The sequence below is a fragment of the Nonomuraea sp. 3N208 genome (assembly GCF_052245935.1).
Classification (GTDB): Bacteria; Actinomycetota; Actinomycetes; order Streptosporangiales; family Streptosporangiaceae; genus Nonomuraea.
On record NZ_JBQQBR010000060.1, the window covers coordinates 42,023 to 55,559 of the forward strand.

Annotated in this window: 18 protein-coding genes and 2 pseudogenes; 11 read left to right on the top strand and 9 right to left on the bottom strand. The window is 68.7% G+C overall.

All coding sequences use genetic code 11. From position 1 onward, the window contains the following. Positions 1-30: 30 nt before the first annotated feature. Positions 31-990 carry a helix-turn-helix transcriptional regulator gene (locus tag ACTWPT_RS53165; protein ID WP_443185198.1) on the bottom strand — a complete coding sequence of 320 codons (960 nt, stop codon included), beginning with the start codon at positions 988-990 and terminating at the stop codon, positions 31-33. A 62-nt stretch (positions 991-1,052) separates the two neighbouring features. Between ACTWPT_RS53165 and ACTWPT_RS53170 the strand changes: the two genes are divergently transcribed. Continuing rightward, on the top strand, positions 1,053-1,637 hold the full coding sequence (locus tag ACTWPT_RS53170; RefSeq protein WP_443185199.1) for a DinB family protein: 585 nt from the start codon (positions 1,053-1,055) through the stop codon (positions 1,635-1,637). A 1-nt stretch (position 1,638) separates the two neighbouring features. Continuing rightward, positions 1,639-2,076, top strand: coding sequence for a VOC family protein (locus ACTWPT_RS53175; RefSeq protein ID WP_443185200.1), 438 nt, complete (start codon positions 1,639-1,641; stop codon positions 2,074-2,076). 120 nt (positions 2,077-2,196) lie between these two features. On the opposite strand, the gene ACTWPT_RS53180 is transcribed toward ACTWPT_RS53175, so the two are convergent. Both ACTWPT_RS53180 and ACTWPT_RS53185 read right to left on the bottom strand, forming a co-directional pair. Next, positions 2,197-2,733: an AAA family ATPase gene (locus ACTWPT_RS53180; protein ID WP_443185201.1), complete on the bottom strand. Its 537-nt coding sequence runs from the start codon at positions 2,731-2,733 to the stop codon at positions 2,197-2,199. 186 nt (positions 2,734-2,919) lie between these two features. Then, a pseudogene (locus tag ACTWPT_RS53185) lies at positions 2,920-3,159 on the bottom strand (cupin domain-containing protein); the annotation flags it as partial. Between ACTWPT_RS53185 and ACTWPT_RS53190 the strand changes: the two are divergent. Further along, entirely contained in the window at positions 3,082-3,444 is a 363-nt protein-coding gene (locus tag ACTWPT_RS53190) for a hypothetical protein (protein ID WP_443185236.1), read from the top strand. The pseudogene ACTWPT_RS53185 and the gene ACTWPT_RS53190 sit on opposite strands and share 78 nt — an antisense overlap. A gap of 20 nt (positions 3,445-3,464) precedes the next feature. On the opposite strand, the gene ACTWPT_RS53195 is transcribed toward ACTWPT_RS53190, so the two are convergent. Both ACTWPT_RS53195 and ACTWPT_RS53200 read right to left on the bottom strand, forming a co-directional pair. Further along, positions 3,465-4,562, bottom strand: a complete 1,098-nt coding sequence (locus ACTWPT_RS53195) for an NAD(P)/FAD-dependent oxidoreductase (RefSeq protein WP_443185202.1) — start codon at positions 4,560-4,562, stop codon at positions 3,465-3,467. A 2-nt stretch (positions 4,563-4,564) separates the two neighbouring features. Then, positions 4,565-5,956, bottom strand: coding sequence for a cytochrome b (locus ACTWPT_RS53200; RefSeq protein ID WP_443185203.1), 1,392 nt, complete (start codon positions 5,954-5,956; stop codon positions 4,565-4,567). Positions 5,957-6,110: 154 nt separating this feature from the next. Here ACTWPT_RS53200 and ACTWPT_RS53205 point away from each other — a divergent pair, with 154 nt between their 5' ends. The 3 genes from ACTWPT_RS53205 to ACTWPT_RS53215 are packed head-to-tail and all read left to right on the top strand — an operon-like array spanning position 6,111 to position 8,076. Further along, positions 6,111-6,629: a hypothetical protein gene (locus tag ACTWPT_RS53205; protein ID WP_443185204.1), complete on the top strand. Its 519-nt coding sequence runs from the start codon at positions 6,111-6,113 to the stop codon at positions 6,627-6,629. Further along, on the top strand, positions 6,626-7,003 hold the full coding sequence (locus tag ACTWPT_RS53210; protein ID WP_443185205.1) for a metalloregulator ArsR/SmtB family transcription factor: 378 nt from the start codon (positions 6,626-6,628) through the stop codon (positions 7,001-7,003). Before ACTWPT_RS53205 ends, ACTWPT_RS53210 begins: the two co-directional genes overlap by 4 nt. After that, on the top strand, positions 7,000-8,076 hold the full coding sequence (locus ACTWPT_RS53215; protein WP_443185206.1) for an ArsO family NAD(P)H-dependent flavin-containing monooxygenase: 1,077 nt from the start codon (positions 7,000-7,002) through the stop codon (positions 8,074-8,076). The genes ACTWPT_RS53210 and ACTWPT_RS53215 overlap by 4 nt, the downstream gene beginning before the upstream one ends. A gap of 58 nt (positions 8,077-8,134) precedes the next feature. On the opposite strand, the gene ACTWPT_RS53220 is transcribed toward ACTWPT_RS53215, so the two are convergent. After that, positions 8,135-8,368 carry a hypothetical protein gene (locus ACTWPT_RS53220; protein ID WP_443185207.1) on the bottom strand — a complete coding sequence of 78 codons (234 nt, stop codon included), beginning with the start codon at positions 8,366-8,368 and terminating at the stop codon, positions 8,135-8,137. 160 nt (positions 8,369-8,528) lie between these two features. Here ACTWPT_RS53220 and ACTWPT_RS53225 point away from each other — a divergent pair, with 160 nt between their 5' ends. Further along, on the top strand, positions 8,529-9,188 hold the full coding sequence (locus ACTWPT_RS53225) for a sigma-70 family RNA polymerase sigma factor (protein ID WP_443185234.1): 660 nt from the start codon (positions 8,529-8,531) through the stop codon (positions 9,186-9,188). A gap of 268 nt (positions 9,189-9,456) precedes the next feature. Here the strand turns inward: ACTWPT_RS53225 and ACTWPT_RS53230 are convergent. Beyond that, positions 9,457-9,720, bottom strand: a pseudogene (locus ACTWPT_RS53230) (ribonuclease E activity regulator RraA); the annotation flags it as partial. Positions 9,721-9,951: 231 nt separating this feature from the next. Here ACTWPT_RS53230 and ACTWPT_RS53235 point away from each other — a divergent pair. Together ACTWPT_RS53235 and ACTWPT_RS53240 are read left to right on the top strand one after the other, a co-directional pair. Continuing rightward, positions 9,952-10,122: a hypothetical protein gene (locus tag ACTWPT_RS53235; RefSeq protein ID WP_443185208.1), complete on the top strand. Its 171-nt coding sequence runs from the start codon at positions 9,952-9,954 to the stop codon at positions 10,120-10,122. 41 nt (positions 10,123-10,163) lie between these two features. Continuing rightward, positions 10,164-10,433 carry a histidine phosphatase family protein gene (locus tag ACTWPT_RS53240; RefSeq protein ID WP_443185209.1) on the top strand — a complete coding sequence of 90 codons (270 nt, stop codon included), beginning with the start codon at positions 10,164-10,166 and terminating at the stop codon, positions 10,431-10,433. Here ACTWPT_RS53240 and ACTWPT_RS53245 read toward each other — a convergent pair. After that, positions 10,318-11,133: a VOC family protein gene (locus ACTWPT_RS53245; RefSeq protein ID WP_443185210.1), complete on the bottom strand. Its 816-nt coding sequence runs from the start codon at positions 11,131-11,133 to the stop codon at positions 10,318-10,320. The genes ACTWPT_RS53240 and ACTWPT_RS53245 overlap by 116 nt on opposite strands. Positions 11,134-11,675: 542 nt before the next feature. Next, positions 11,676-11,813, bottom strand: coding sequence for a hypothetical protein (locus tag ACTWPT_RS53250; protein WP_443185211.1), 138 nt, complete (start codon positions 11,811-11,813; stop codon positions 11,676-11,678). Between the two features lie 238 nt (positions 11,814-12,051). Here ACTWPT_RS53250 and rpsO point away from each other — a divergent pair, with 238 nt between their 5' ends. Both rpsO and ACTWPT_RS53260 read left to right on the top strand, forming a co-directional pair. Next, on the top strand, positions 12,052-12,321 hold the full coding sequence (gene rpsO / locus ACTWPT_RS53255) for a 30S ribosomal protein S15 (RefSeq protein ID WP_443185235.1): 270 nt from the start codon (positions 12,052-12,054) through the stop codon (positions 12,319-12,321). Between the two features lie 144 nt (positions 12,322-12,465). Beyond that, complete coding sequence (locus tag ACTWPT_RS53260) at positions 12,466-13,386, top strand: hypothetical protein (RefSeq protein ID WP_443185212.1); 921 nt, start codon at positions 12,466-12,468, stop codon at positions 13,384-13,386. Positions 13,387-13,537 lie beyond the last annotated feature (151 nt).

A 13,537-nucleotide genomic window follows, 5' to 3' on the forward strand; every position in this document is an offset into this window, starting at 1 on the left:
TGCGTTGACCACTCAGGTTCACCGGGTCCGTCAGCCTGTCCCCGCCATCGCCGCGAGGCGGCGGGCGAGCAGGGCGGCGGCCTCCCGCAGCTCCGGAGGCTCCAGCACCTCCGCCTCGAAACCCAGCCGGGCCACGTGCATGGCGAGCCAGTCCAGGTCCTCGCCGCCGACGACGAGCACGCACCAGCCATCGTGATCGTCCTCGACGCGCCCCACCTGCGGCGGCACCAGCTCCCGCACCCGGTCGGGCCGGGCGTGCACGCGCACCCGGGCGATATACCGGTACGGCGCCTCGGTCACGGACCGCTGCACGTAGGCGACCGGGTCCGGATGCTCCCTCGCCCGGAAGCGCCAGGTCGTCGCCACCACCTCGCGCATCCGATCCAGCCGGAAGGTGCGCCAGTCGTCGCGGTCGACATCCCAGGCCATCAGGTACCAGCGGCGGTGGGTGGCGACCATCCGCACCGGCTCGACCGTGCGCTGGTGCTCCCCGCCGTCGCGGCCGGCGTACAGGAACCGCACCCGCATGGCGTCGCGACAGGCCCGCGCGAGCGTCACCAGCAGCTCCGGGTCGATCTCGACCCCAGGGCCGACCAGGGTCTCGGTGGCGCCGTGCACCGCCCGCACCTCGGCGCGCAGCCGGGGCGGCATCACCTGGTCGAGCTTCGCAAGCGCCCGCAGTGCCGCCTCGCCCGCCCCGGCGACCGTGCCTCCCGACGCCAGCCGCAGGGACACCGCCGTCGCGATCGCCTCCTCGTCGTCGAGGAGCAGCGGCGGCAGCCGGGTGCCGGCGCCGAGCTGGTAGCCGCCGCCGACGCCCGCCGTCGCGTGCACGGGGTAGCCGAGCGCGCGCAGCCGCTCCACGTCGCGGCGCACCGAGCGGTCGGTGACCCTCAGTTCAGCGGCGAGCTCGGTGGCGGTCCAGGACGGCCGGTGCTGCAGCAGCGCCAGCAGCCGCAACACCCGCTCGGTCGTCGCCTCGACGGTCACGTGCTCATCGTTCCACAGATCACGGAACGATCCTGTCCGCTATCTGCGGGAGGGTGGAAACCATGACCGACCAGACCTGGAACCCTCTGCTCCGAGAGCAGCTCGCCTGGCACTGGACCGAGCAACTGCGCGACCGCCTAGAAGGACTCACTGACGACGAGTACTTCTGGGAAACGGCGCCCGGCTGCTGGAGCGTGCGCCCGCGCGGCACCGGCGCCGCACCGGTGCAGGCCGGGTCCGGCACGATGACCATCGACTTCGCGATGCCGGTGCCGGACCCGCCGCCGTTCACGACGATCGCCTGGCGACTCGGGCACGTGATCGTCGGCGTGCTCGCAATGCGCAACGCCGCGCACTTCGGTCGCGCGCCCACCGACTACCATTCGTTCGAGTACGCCGCGACCGCGACCGCGGCACTGGCCCAGCTCGACGCGGAGTACGCTACGTGGCTGGCCGGGGTCGAGTCCCTCGGCGAAACCGGCCTCGCCCGCCCGTGCGGGGAGGCGGAGGGAGAGCACGCCGAGCGTCCTCTGGCGGCGCTGATGCTGCACATCAACCGCGAGATGATCCACCATCTGGCCGAGGTGTGCCTGCTCCGCGATCTCCACCTGCACACCCACCAGCAGACCCGACGGGAGGCGAGCTGAGATGGCCCGCGACGTCCAGATCACCTTTGACTGCGCAGACCCGGCCGGGCTGGCGGCGTTCTGGGCCGAGGCCCTCGGCTACCAGCTGCAGGACCCGCCCAAGGGCTTCGAGTCGTGGGAGCAGGCCCTGGAGGCGATGGGCGTGCCGCCCGAGAGCCGCAACGACGCCTCGGCGGTGGTCGACCCCGAGGGCTCCGGGCCGCGGCTGTTCTTCCAGCGGGTGCCGGAGGGCAAGCAGGTCAAGAACCGCGTACACCTCGATGTGCGGGCCGCTCCCGGGCTCGAGGGCGACGCGCGGATGGCGGCCCTGGAGGCGGAGGCCGAGCGGCTCGTCTCCCACGGCGCCACCCGGCACCGGCGCTACGAGCCCGCTCCCCCGCTCGGCGCCGGTTGGATCGTGATGACCGACCCCGAGGGCAACGAGTTCTGCCTCGACTGATCAGCAGCGCAGCGGGGCCGGCGACCGGCCACATGGCGCGTCTGAACATGCGAAGGGGCCTGCAGCGGGCACATTGATTGGCGGCCCTTTGGCTGCAGGCCATCCAACCTGACGGTCACATCAGCTCTGCAGAACCGTGTGTTCTCCCTCATCAACCGGTTCCTCAAAGCCGGTCAGATACCTGTCGAGAAGTCCTTCGGCTACGGTGACGGAATTGGCTCCATGCATCGTGTTGCGTAGCATGAGCCGCCGACGCAGCGTCTCCGGGCTTGCCTTGAGGTAGATCAGCTCCCATCGGCGACCATGGCTCTCGATCAACGCCTTGTATCGGTCGCGAGTAGCACGCCTCCAGAAGCTGTAGTCCAATACCACCGGCCGACCGGCCTCCAACAGGTCCACGAGTTCGTGCCACAAGGCTTCCTCAGCGGTTGCCTTGTGGTGCTCATACTCTTCTGGATCGAATTCGGCGGCGTCGCGCCCAAATCGTGCCCAGATCGCTTCATCGATCGAGAGACGGACATAGCCGCGCTGCTCGAGCGACTGCGCGTAAGTTGTCTTGCCCGATCCGGCGATCCCGCACATCATCACCACGGTCGTCGCCGCTTCCTGCGGCGAATTGACGGCGGGCTCCTCAACGCTGGCAACAGAGTCGCTCATGCACCAGACTCTACTGGCGCACTGCGATCCGGGATCTCGGCCGCGGTGCGGCGGACGGGGGTCTCCTCGATCAGCCGACCGACGGCTCCAGCAGTCCCGCAGAGACTTCCAGAGCGGGGACGAGAACCATCGTGCACGAGCGGCGGTTCCCCGGATCGCTACTTCTTGTGAGGTCCCCGAGCTTTCTTACTCGGCCAGGCCATGTCTCGGTGCTGCACGGACGTGCGCGCGTTCGCCTTGTTTCCCGATGAGACTCAGGTACTCGACGGGTCCAGCGCTGGTGGCCCCGAACCAGTGCGGGGTGCGCGTGTCGAACTCAGCGGCCTCCGCGGGCTTGAGGGTGAGGTCGTGTTCCCCGAGTACAAGGCGGAGCGTTCCGTTGAGGACATAGACCCAGTCGTAGCCGTCGTGGGTGCGCAGGTCGGGTTCTGGCTGAAGACCGGCCCCTCCATCTACCTGCACCTGCGTGACGGCGGCGGCGAGGACCTGCCCGACGAGGCAGGCGAGCCTGGGCCGGCGTGGGCGCCGGGCGCGCAGGACGGCGTGCTGATCTACCACTGGGGCGGCCAAGCCGACGAGGAGGAGGTGCGGCGCCTGTCCGTGCACGCCACCAGCAGAACTTGCTCTCGGAACGTGATCAGGCCAGTCCCTGCGACAGCGCCGCACCCGGCGGCGAACGCCCGCCCCAGGGGATCAGTCCGAGACCGGTGACCGTTGTAGAGGCCGGCGACTCATGCCACACGCAGCAGCTGCTCCGACGTCCGGACCAGGTCCACGATGGAGTCGTGGATCCTGTGCTGGTACGGCTGGCGCGAGCCGTACCCGATGGAGGCCGCGACGTTGCTGCCCGCCAGCTTGCCTTGGCGCAGGGCATGCCGTCCGCTCATCGGGGTGATCTTGCCGGGCCTGGTGAGGTCCGGGACGGCGGCCACGTCGCCACAGGCGTAGATCTCGGGATGGCCGGGCACGGCGAGATGCTCGTCCACCCTGATCCTGCCCTGCTCGGCCGCCAGTCCGAGGTTGGTCACGAGCGGATCGGGGCGGACCCCGAAGCTCCACACGATCGTGCGGGTGGGGATGAACTCGCCGCCGGTCAGCCGCAGGCCGCGGGAGGTGATCTGGCCGAGTGAGGTCTCCGTCCGGACCTCCACGCCCCGCGACCGCAGCATCCGTGCCGTGGTCCTGGACAGGCGGTGCCGCATGTCAGGCAACAGCCATTCGGCAGGATCGGCCAGGATCCAGCGGATCGGCTGCCCGCGCAACCGCGGGTCACGGCAGGCGATCGACTGCGACAGCGACTGCCCGGACATGGCCGCCGCCGTACCCGCGTATCCCGCGCCTAGCACGACGAACGTGCAGTGCGCCGCGCGTTCGAAGGGATCGGTGCTCGCGGCGGCCAGGGAAAGCTGCCGGTGGATGTGATCGCGCAGGTGGAGGGCCTGGCCGACGTTGTGGAAGCCGACGCTGTGCGCCGAGACCGCGGAGACCTGGGCGACTTCGCTCACGCCTCCCGCCGCGACGATCAGCCGGTCGTAGTCCAGCACGCCGCCGTCGTAAAGCACGCGCTGGGCGTGGGCGTCGATGTGGGTGACCGTGCCGAGCACCACCCGCACACTCGGCAGCGTCTCGGCCAGCGGCACGCTCACCCGATCCGGGCTGAGGACGCCCGTCATCACCTGCGGGAGCAGCTCCGGGCGCAGCGCGACGCCGGTCGGGTTGACCAGCACGGTCTCCGCGCCGTCTCCCACCCTGCGCGATAAGGTACGCGCCGCCTGGTATCCGGCGACCCCAGCTCCGACGATCACAACCTGTGGCCTGTTCGGTGTCACTGTCATCTCCCTGAGGTGATCGCCGGTTCCCGGTGCTCTTGCTGTGCCGGGGCCAGCCGTTCGTGGAATCCGCCGTCCGGGGACCGGGTGATGATCCCGGTCTCCATTCCGTGCTCGGTCACGTGGTGATCTGTCTGCTGCAGTGCGAGGCAGGTCCACCGGGTGATGATGAAGGCGATGACGGGGCCGATGACCACGGCGAGCCTGAAGAAGATCGTCACAGCCTCGACGCCGAGGTGGAACTGGTGGGCGATCTGGTCGTTGGCCGCGGCTGCCCACAGCAGGCCGTAGAACGTGACGCCGGCGACCGCGATGGCCGTCTTCACCGGCGTCTCGCGTGGCCGATCGAGCAGGTCATGCCCGAGCGTCTCGTGGGCCATGCGGCTCGTGGTCTTGGGCCGGCCCAGCGCGTCACGGCGGCTGCGTCGCGAGAGGAGGAAGCGCTCGGCCATCGGGTAGGCGGCCAGGGCGGTGAAGAAGACCCCGGGTATCACCAGTGTGGGGACGAGGACCGCGAGGCTGAGCGTGTAGTCCCCGATGGCGAGTTCCCACCCGGGCATGATCCGGAGGGCGCCGTCGAGGAACCCCATGTACCAGTCGGGAACCGAGCCTGCCGAGATGTGCGTCGGCTTGGCAGGGCCGTACAGCCATATAGGGGCAATCTGGAACCCGAACCCGAGAATGATCAGCATGCCGATCGTCGCGAGCGCCATCGTCGGGCGTGCGCTCCGCCGCGCCGGCAGCGAGGCGATGAACCGGGAGTGACCGTGCCGCCGAACCAGCAGTTCACGAGCGATCAGCAGCGCGGCCATGACGACCGCGACCAGCAGGTGTCCCCCGTACATGACCGGAATGATCCTGTCACCGGGAAAGTCCGGGCCGAACAGCAGCGACATCGCCCAGGTTCCCACCACGGGGATGGATTGCAGCACGGACATGATCAGCCACAGGCTCCCACCCGACAGCATGTCGTCAGGCAGGGCATTGCCGGTCTCGCCCGCGGCCATGCCCAGCGCCAGCAGCGTCACCCAGATCAGCCATTGCCCGGTGCGCGGGCGGCGGAACGCGCCGGTGAGGAACATACGCAGCAGCTGGAACACGACGGCCGCCACGAAGACGAGCGCCGCCCAGTGGTGGACCTGGCGGATGAGCAGTCCGCCGCGCACCTCCAGGCTCAGATCCATGGTCGAGTCGAAGGCCTTGCTGACGAAGAGTCCGCGCAGCGGGCCGTACGAGCCGTCATAGGTCACCTGGGACATGCTGGGGTCGTAGAACACCATCAGCACCGCCCCGGTCACGGCCAGAACGACGAACGACCAGACGGCGATTTCCGCGAACATGAACGACCAGTGGGAGAACTGAAACGAGCGGCGCTTGGCCAACAATGAACGCATTCGAGGCCCCCTAACCTTGCCTACTCACATGACGGAATCGGGCCAGGGAGTGTGACAACGATGAGGCGTCGGTGACGGTGATTCGCGTCACTCCCATCGACGCGCCCGGCCGTTCTGGCTGCTGGCAGCGGCCTTCACCGCGCATGGCGGCGCAGTGGCCACCGTCTCCGTGCTGCTCATCACCTACCTCATCCACCTCGGCCACACTCCGGTCTTCGCCGCCACGACCGCCGGACTGCTCGGCGTGCTATCGGTCACCGGCCGTCTGGTCACCACCGGCCTGCGCCGTCGCGGGGCCGCCGCCCCCATCGCGGCGGGGATCTTCGCCCTGCAGGGCATCGGTGCACTACTGCTCCCGATGGTCGGCGACACCGTACCGGGCGCGATCTCGTGTGTGCTGCTGTTCGGGATCGGCTTCGGTGTCGGCACCATCACCCGGCCGCATCTGCTCGCCGAGCGGTACGGCATCGCCGCCTACGTCACCCTGTCGGGCCGCATCACCCTGTTCTCTGTCGCCGTCAAGGCGCTGGCTCCTCTGGGAGCGGTGGCCCTGGCCACCGGATACGGCTGGGTGATAGGAGCCATCACCACGGCATGTGCCGCGGCATTCGCGCTGGTCGCCTACCATCGCCTATCATTTAGACAGTTTTCGAATCAGGAGGTGGCGTCGTGACCCCCACCACAGGCGCGTGCTGTGCCCCGATCGCCCGGGAGCCGCTCAGCGAGCACGACGCCGTCGAGCTGGCCGGCCTGCTCAAGGCGGTCGCCGACCCGGTACGACTGCGCCTGCTGTCGATGATCGGCTCGCACGCGGGCGGCGAGGCGTGCGTGTGCGACCTGACCGACGCCTTCGACCTGACCGCACCCACCATCTCCCACCACCTCAAGGTGCTGCGCACCGCCGGGCTCATCGACGGCGAACGGCGCGGCACTTGGGTCTACTACCGCATCATTCCTGAGACGGTGAACAAGTTGGGCGCCCTGTTCGCCCCACTGACCGAGCCCGCGTCTGCCGGACCGGTCGACGTGGAACTCGTCACTGCATGACCGCGGCTGAGCGCTCGGTCGACGTCCTGGTGATCGGCGGCGGCCAGGCAGGATTGGCCGCCGGCTACTACCTGCGCCGGGCCAAGGCTGACTTCGTCATCCTCGACGCCCAGGAGGCGCCGGGCGGAGCATGGCGGCATTTCTGGCCGTCCCTCCGTCTGTTCTCCCCCGCCCAGTACAGCTCGCTGCCCGGTCGGATGATGCCCCCGCCTCCTGGTGGCGGCTATCCGAGCGCCGCCGACACCATCGCCTACCTGACCGACTACGAGCAGCGCTACCAGCTGCCGATCGTCCGGCCCACAGCCGTCCACGCGGTGCGCAGAGGCCAAGGGCGGCTCATGGTCGAGACCCATCGCGGCACCTGGGCCTCCAGAACAGTGATCAGCGCGACCGGCACCTGGTCCCGCCCCTACATCCCGCACTATCCCGGCATGGGCGACTACCGCGGCCGCCAGCTTCACACTGTCGGCTACCGAGGGCCGGAGTCCCTTGCCGGCCTGCGGGTGATCGTGGTGGGCGGCGGCAACAGCGCCGCGCAGATCCTCGCCGAACTCTCCACCGTCGCGGACACCACCTGGGTCTCCCTGCGCCCGCCCCGCCTGCTGCCCGACGAGGTGGACGGCCGCGCCCTGTTCGACCTGGCCACCCGCCGCCACAACGCCGCCCGGACGGGCCAGGACGCCCCCTCCATCGCAGATCTGGGCGACATCGTCGCGGTCCCCCCGGTACGTGACGCACGCGAGCGAGGCGCACTCAAGGCCGAGCCGATGTTCGCCCGCCTCACCCCGGAAGGGGTTGCCTGGAGCGACGGCACCACCCTGGCCGCCGACGCCATCATCTGGTGCACCGGCTTCCGCCCCGCCTTGGGCCACCTGGCCCCGCTGCGACTACGCGGCCCGGACGGGCTCATCCCGACCGATGGCACCCGAGCCACCGGCGAATCCCGGCTGCATCTGCTCGGCTACGGCGACTGGACCGGGCCCGCCTCCGCCACCTTGATCGGCGCCGGCCGTACCGCCAAGCAGGCGGTCCCTGAAATCGTGGCCTCGCTCGGCATCTCCTCAAAGCAATGACGGGCGCGAACGAGCTCCCTTCAGGAGAGCCGCACCATGTCCGCGTCGCTGTGGGTTCTCAGGAGCGCGAGGCTGGCAGTTGCTGCCAGCGCTGCAGCAGACCAGGCAGTTCAGCCAGCAGGAACTGGTAGAAGTCGCGCATCCTCGATAGGCGCTCGTGGGCCGGATCATCGGGACCGGTGGCGGCGATGCCGGTCTCGGCTGCCTGCAACATGACGTGCACGACGGTGTTCTGGGTGGAGAACAAGGTGGGCCAGGCATCCTCGCGCAGGCGGCAGTGCTCGCGGCCCACTGGCCCCCGGCACCTACCAGGGGCCCTAGTGGGCACCCCGACATCCGGGCCAGGGTATCGACCACGCTCTCCCCAGGGCGCGATGGAGGGGCCCAAGAAACGACCGTGATCACAGTGGCATCGCCGGATGCTGGGTGGGAACGGAGCCGAGATCGTGACCATGAACCTGTTGGAGTCGCACAGAGACCACGCGGAGCAGACCGATGACCGGTCGATCAGAAGTTGGGACGGAGCCTCTTCGGCGTTCGTCAGCGCCGCGCCCCGGCTCTTCGCGATCGCGCTCCGCGTCCTGCAAGACGTGGGCGAGGCCGAGGACGTGGTGCAGGAGGCATGGCTGCGATGGGCACGCGCCGACCGCTCGGTCGTCATCAATCCGCCCGCGTTTCTTGCGCTGACCACCTCTAGGCTCGCCATCAACGTTGCCCAATCCGCCCGCAGGCGCCACGAGATCTCCGCCGGTCCCTGGCTTCCCGAGACAACGGACCGCTCTGTCAGCCCCGAGACGGCAGCCGAACGAGGCGAGGCGGTCGACACCGCGATCCGGCTGCTGCTGGAGAGACTGACCCCCGCCGAACGAGCGGTCTATATCCTGCGTATAGCCTTCGACTACCCCTATCGCCGGATCTCCGAGATTCTCCACCTGGGCGAAGACCACGCGCGGCAACTCGTGCGACGCGCCCGCGACCACCTCGCCACCGAGCGGCGCCACCCGGTGAGCACCACCGCGCATCAGCGCCTCGTACGGACGTTCCTCGCCGCCGCGCAGACCGGCGACCTCACCGAACTGGATGAGCTGCTCGCCGCCGACGTCGCCCGCTAGGTCGTCCGGCCGTCAGCGACCGGGCTTCGGCCCGCTCGCGGATCCCCAGCAGCATCCGCCGCATCATCGGGTAGTGGGCGAGTTCCATCAGCATCACCGTGAACGGCGTCAACGGTCGCCGCCACTCGTACACGACTTCCGCCGAGGAAGCACCCCAGGTCAGGTGTCGACGTCGCAGCAACGGAGCGAACGAGAAAGTCATTCTCCCCTGACCACGTCAGCTTGGCCGCGTATTGGCCGTGACCAAGGTCAGACGCGCTTAGGAAATCTAGGCGCGTGCCACGAGGATGCCGTCGTCATCGCTGAATAGCTCGGCCCCTGGGTGGAAGGTGACACCGCCGAAAGTGACCGGGACGTCACGCTCCCCAGTGCCCTGCTTGCCGCTCTTGCGCGGATTGGAACCCAGCGCCTTGGCACCCAGGTCCAGTTCACGCAGGGCGGCGACCTCCCGTACTGCGCTGTTGATGACCACGCCCGCCCAGCCGTTGGCGACGGCCAGTCCCGCGATGACGTCACCCATGAGGGCGGGCCTTGAATTCAGCGGTCCGCGATGCATGGGCATGTGCCGTCGCGATGCTTGTAGTCGTAGAACCTCGGATGTGCGCAGTAGCAGATGCTGGTCCACATGCGGTCTGGGTCGGTGGACTGCTCGGGTCCGGCTCCGACCTTTTGCCCTGCTCTTCCTTAGCCTTCACCCCGCGACCGTTTACCGAATCCGTAGAGGGCATGCGAACAGCGCAGGATCGTTCGGAAGGAGCGGATCATGGTCGTCAAGCCCGAGCAGCTCGCCTTCTACGCGGTTCTCATCGCACTGGGAGTGCTGGAGATCGTCGAATGGCCCATTGTGGGCATCGTCGGCGTCGGCCACTTCCTGGCCAGCCAGCACCGCTTCGTCATCCTGCAGGAAGCCGGTGAGGCCGCGGAATCGGCCTGAGCCACGGACCACAGCGTCAGCCCGGTGAGTCATTCCTTTGCATGGCGGCGCTCGCGGGCGAGCCGCTCGCCAGGATCTACGCCAGCACGGCGCTGCGGGCACGCCAAACCGCCGAACTCCTTGCTACCGCGCCGACCCTCGACATCGCGGGGATACCGGAGCTGGTCGAAGTCGGACCGACCGCAACGAGGGAAGTTACGTGCGCGGCTTGCGCCGCTCAAGCCAGTCAGGGTTCACGGCGATCTGGTCGGGCGAGATGCCATATTGGTCGGCCACGTCGCGCAGCCTCTCTGTGCCACGGCCAAGGGTGAAGGTGTGACCGTCGGGGTCACGGACCACGAAGTCCCGCATGCCGTAGGCCCGGGTGGCGACGGGACTCACGATGTCAGCGCCCGCCTGTTCGTACTCTGCACACAGCGCATCGGGATCCTCGACGTAGACGTAAGCCGCCTGGGGCGGTGGCGCCCCCTCCCCCGACCATGGCACCAGCAGCAGGGTCTCGATGTCGCCGCTGGAGAGGGCGGCGACTCGGCCATCGGCCGTGCGCCAGTCCAACCGGAGGCCGAGTGCCTCCTGGTAGAACGCGATCGAGCGTTCTGTGTTCGTCACCGGAATGCGTGGCATCAGGTGCAGCCAGCTCGATATGCAGGTTTCTGTGCCCATGTCGTTCTCCTCGGTCATGGCGTCAACGGCTTCAAGCAAACGGCGGACCTCGTCCAGCCGGGCCTCAAGGCGAGCTCGGTGGTCCCGGAAGATGCGCCGGCGTTCGGGCTCGCCCGCGCCGGACACAATGCGGCGGATCTCTGCGATGGGCATGTCCATCGACCGGAGCAGGGCGATCACCCGCGCGGCTCCGGTCTGGCCGCGGCTGTAGTAGCGGTAGCCGGACTCGGCGGAGCGCCCGGCCGCCTCCAGCAGCCGGAGGCGGTCGTACCGCCTGAGCTGCGGGATGCTGAGGCCCACCAGCTCGGCGAACTCCCCGATCTGGAGCCGATCCTGTGCGTCGTCCACGCCGCTGATTCTCCAAGCCTGACGCGAGTGAGGGTCAACACCCGTTCCAGGCGATGGACGTAAGACCAGGCCATCTGCCGGACATTCGCGGGATTGCCGCCAGGGCGGCTTCAGTCCGGCGGCCTCCGTTAGTGCGTCTGTAAGTTTCCTCTCCCAGCTGCTGACTGCCGTCACCGAGGGCGTGCCGCGCCAGTTGGTGGACGACGGGGCATGCCAGTTCCACGCCGAGTTGCACACCGGCCCGGATGCCCTCCACCAACGAGCCCGCCGAGGAGCAGGCCGCGCGGGAGCAGGTGGCCCGCCAAGTGTGCCGGGAGTGACCCGGTGTGGACCTTGTGCCCGTCACGGAAGCGACCAGGCGGAGAAACTGCCCCACACGAGAGCATCTATTCGACCTCGAACGCCCGACATGCAATTGCCAGACCACAGCGTGGAGGTGCTTCTACGGGTTTACGCCAAGCGCATGTCTGGTCGCCAAGCTGAAGCCATGCGACGCATCGAAATGGCGCTCCTCCCGGAGCCCGAGGCCCCCGCCGAAGACGCTATTTGCGGCCGCGCAGCAACGTCCCGGTTAGCCAGATGATGGTGGGGAGGAGGAGCAGCAATACCGCGATACCGCTCGCGACGAGAAGGGCGTCGTTGCTCGACGGCGAGTAGATGAAGGCGTCATCGTCGTCCATGGTGTGACGGTATCGGAGGAGAGGCGCAGCGTCGTGTGGAAGCGGACCGAGCACGGGCGCGCGAGAACGGCCCCCAGGCCGCACACGCAGCATGCGGCCGAGCGCAGGGCCCCGCCGCCGCTTGATCCGTCGCCATTTACTTCTTCGTTGACATCGAAATCCGGCATATACCAGGTTCAGCGAATCTTTCGATGATCGGTAGTGCAGTCCGGACGGATAAATCAGTTGCGCTTTGCGTATCAACCAGCCAAGGATCGGCGCAACGGTACGGCGAGCAGAACCGCCGGGCACCGAAGGTGACACCGGTTCACCCGAAGTGCAGATCGCGCTATTGACCCATCGGATCGCCGACATCACTGCGCATCTGCGCGCCCACCAGCTGGACCATCACAGCCGTCGCGGGTTGCAGATGCTCAACGGTCGTCGGCGGCGACTGCTGAAGTACCTACGCAAAACCGACATCGAACGCTACCGACGCCTCATCCAACGGCTCGGCCTGCGCCGATGACACCCGTGCCGGGGGAAACGACGGCAACACCGCTTCCCCCGGCACATCCCGGGGCAACCGCGATACCCCTCGGGTCATCGAGTGCCAGGTGGGCACGTCCAGGTCGCTTCCGCTGTATTCGGCGGACATGGCACAGTCGTCACCGTGCCGTTGGATGATCTGCCGTACTGGCTGCCGGCCTGGTGTGTGGACCAGTTGGGGGACGAGCCGGTCAGCGTGCTGTTCGAGCTGCGGCAGATGTCGGCGGTGTTCGGGCTGCGATTGGCCGGTGGGCGGGACGTCGTGGTGAAGGCGCGGGAGGACGACGGCCGGGCCGCGTCGTGTGTTGCCGCGCAGGCCCACTTGGCGGAGCGGGGGTTTCCGTGCGCCCGGCCGCTCACGCCTGTGGTCGGCGTCGGTACGCTGGCCGTGCACGCTGAGGAGTCCCGGCCGGGCGGTGAACTGCTGCGCGGCAACTCGCCGGACGTCGCGGTGCGCTATGCGGCGGTGTTCGCCTGGCTGATGGCCGAACTGGCCGACGTGACCATCGCACCGCCGCTGCCGAATCCGCGCTGGGTGCGTTGGGACCACACCGATTCCGGGGTGTGGCCGGCGATCGGGGAGCTGGACGACGGGGACCAGGGCGCCGTGCCCGCGTACGTCGTCGACACGGCCGACCGGGCCCGCAAGCGGATGCTGGCCGCCGACCTGCCGTGCGTGCTGGGCCACGCCGACTTCGAAGCGCAGAACCTCCGCTGGCACGACGGGGACGTGCGGGCCGTGCACGACTGGGACAGTCTGGCGTGGCAGCCAGAGGCGGCACTGGCGGGTGCGGCGTGCGGGGCGTTCGCCAGCGCCTCGCCGCCGACCCTGGCCCCGATCGAAAGCTCCGCCGCGTTCCTGGCGGCTTATCAGGATCTCCGGGGGCGCCGGTTCACCGCGGAGGAGCAGGAGATCGCGTGGGCGGCCAGCCTGTGGCCGGCGGCGCACAACGCCCGCTGGGAGGCCGTGCACGGCGACACCCCGGTGTCCTGTGACGCCGTCCGCGCACAGGCAGCCGAACGCCTCCGCCGAGCGAACGCCTAATTAGACCTCGGCATGCCATAAAACTTGGCCGTGAGTGGGCCGTAGGACGACGGTGATCGCCGTGGATGGCCGGACTGAACGCGAGAGACCGTCACCGCGGTTCCGCTGATGACGGGCCTCTTCTCGCTGGTGTGGGAGGTGCAAGTTCGAA

Excerpts from the sequence above, each read along its gene's own strand:
- ACTWPT_RS53170 (WP_443185199.1), top strand. The coding sequence starts at position 1,053 with ATGACCGACCAGACCTGGAACCCTCTGCTCCGAGAGCAGCTCGCCTGG.
- ACTWPT_RS53175 (WP_443185200.1), top strand. The coding sequence starts at position 1,639 with ATGGCCCGCGACGTCCAGATCACCTTTGACTGCGCAGACCCGGCCGGG.
- ACTWPT_RS53180 (WP_443185201.1), bottom strand. The coding sequence starts at position 2,733 with ATGAGCGACTCTGTTGCCAGCGTTGAGGAGCCCGCCGTCAATTCGCCG.
- ACTWPT_RS53200 (WP_443185203.1), bottom strand. The coding sequence starts at position 5,956 with ATGCGTTCATTGTTGGCCAAGCGCCGCTCGTTTCAGTTCTCCCACTGG.
- ACTWPT_RS53215 (WP_443185206.1), top strand. The coding sequence starts at position 7,000 with ATGACCGCGGCTGAGCGCTCGGTCGACGTCCTGGTGATCGGCGGCGGC.
- ACTWPT_RS53225 (WP_443185234.1), top strand. The coding sequence starts at position 8,529 with ATGAACCTGTTGGAGTCGCACAGAGACCACGCGGAGCAGACCGATGAC.
- ACTWPT_RS53235 (WP_443185208.1), top strand. The coding sequence starts at position 9,952 with ATGGTCGTCAAGCCCGAGCAGCTCGCCTTCTACGCGGTTCTCATCGCA.
- ACTWPT_RS53240 (WP_443185209.1), top strand. The coding sequence starts at position 10,164 with ATGGCGGCGCTCGCGGGCGAGCCGCTCGCCAGGATCTACGCCAGCACG.
- ACTWPT_RS53250 (WP_443185211.1), bottom strand. The coding sequence starts at position 11,813 with ATGGACGACGATGACGCCTTCATCTACTCGCCGTCGAGCAACGACGCC.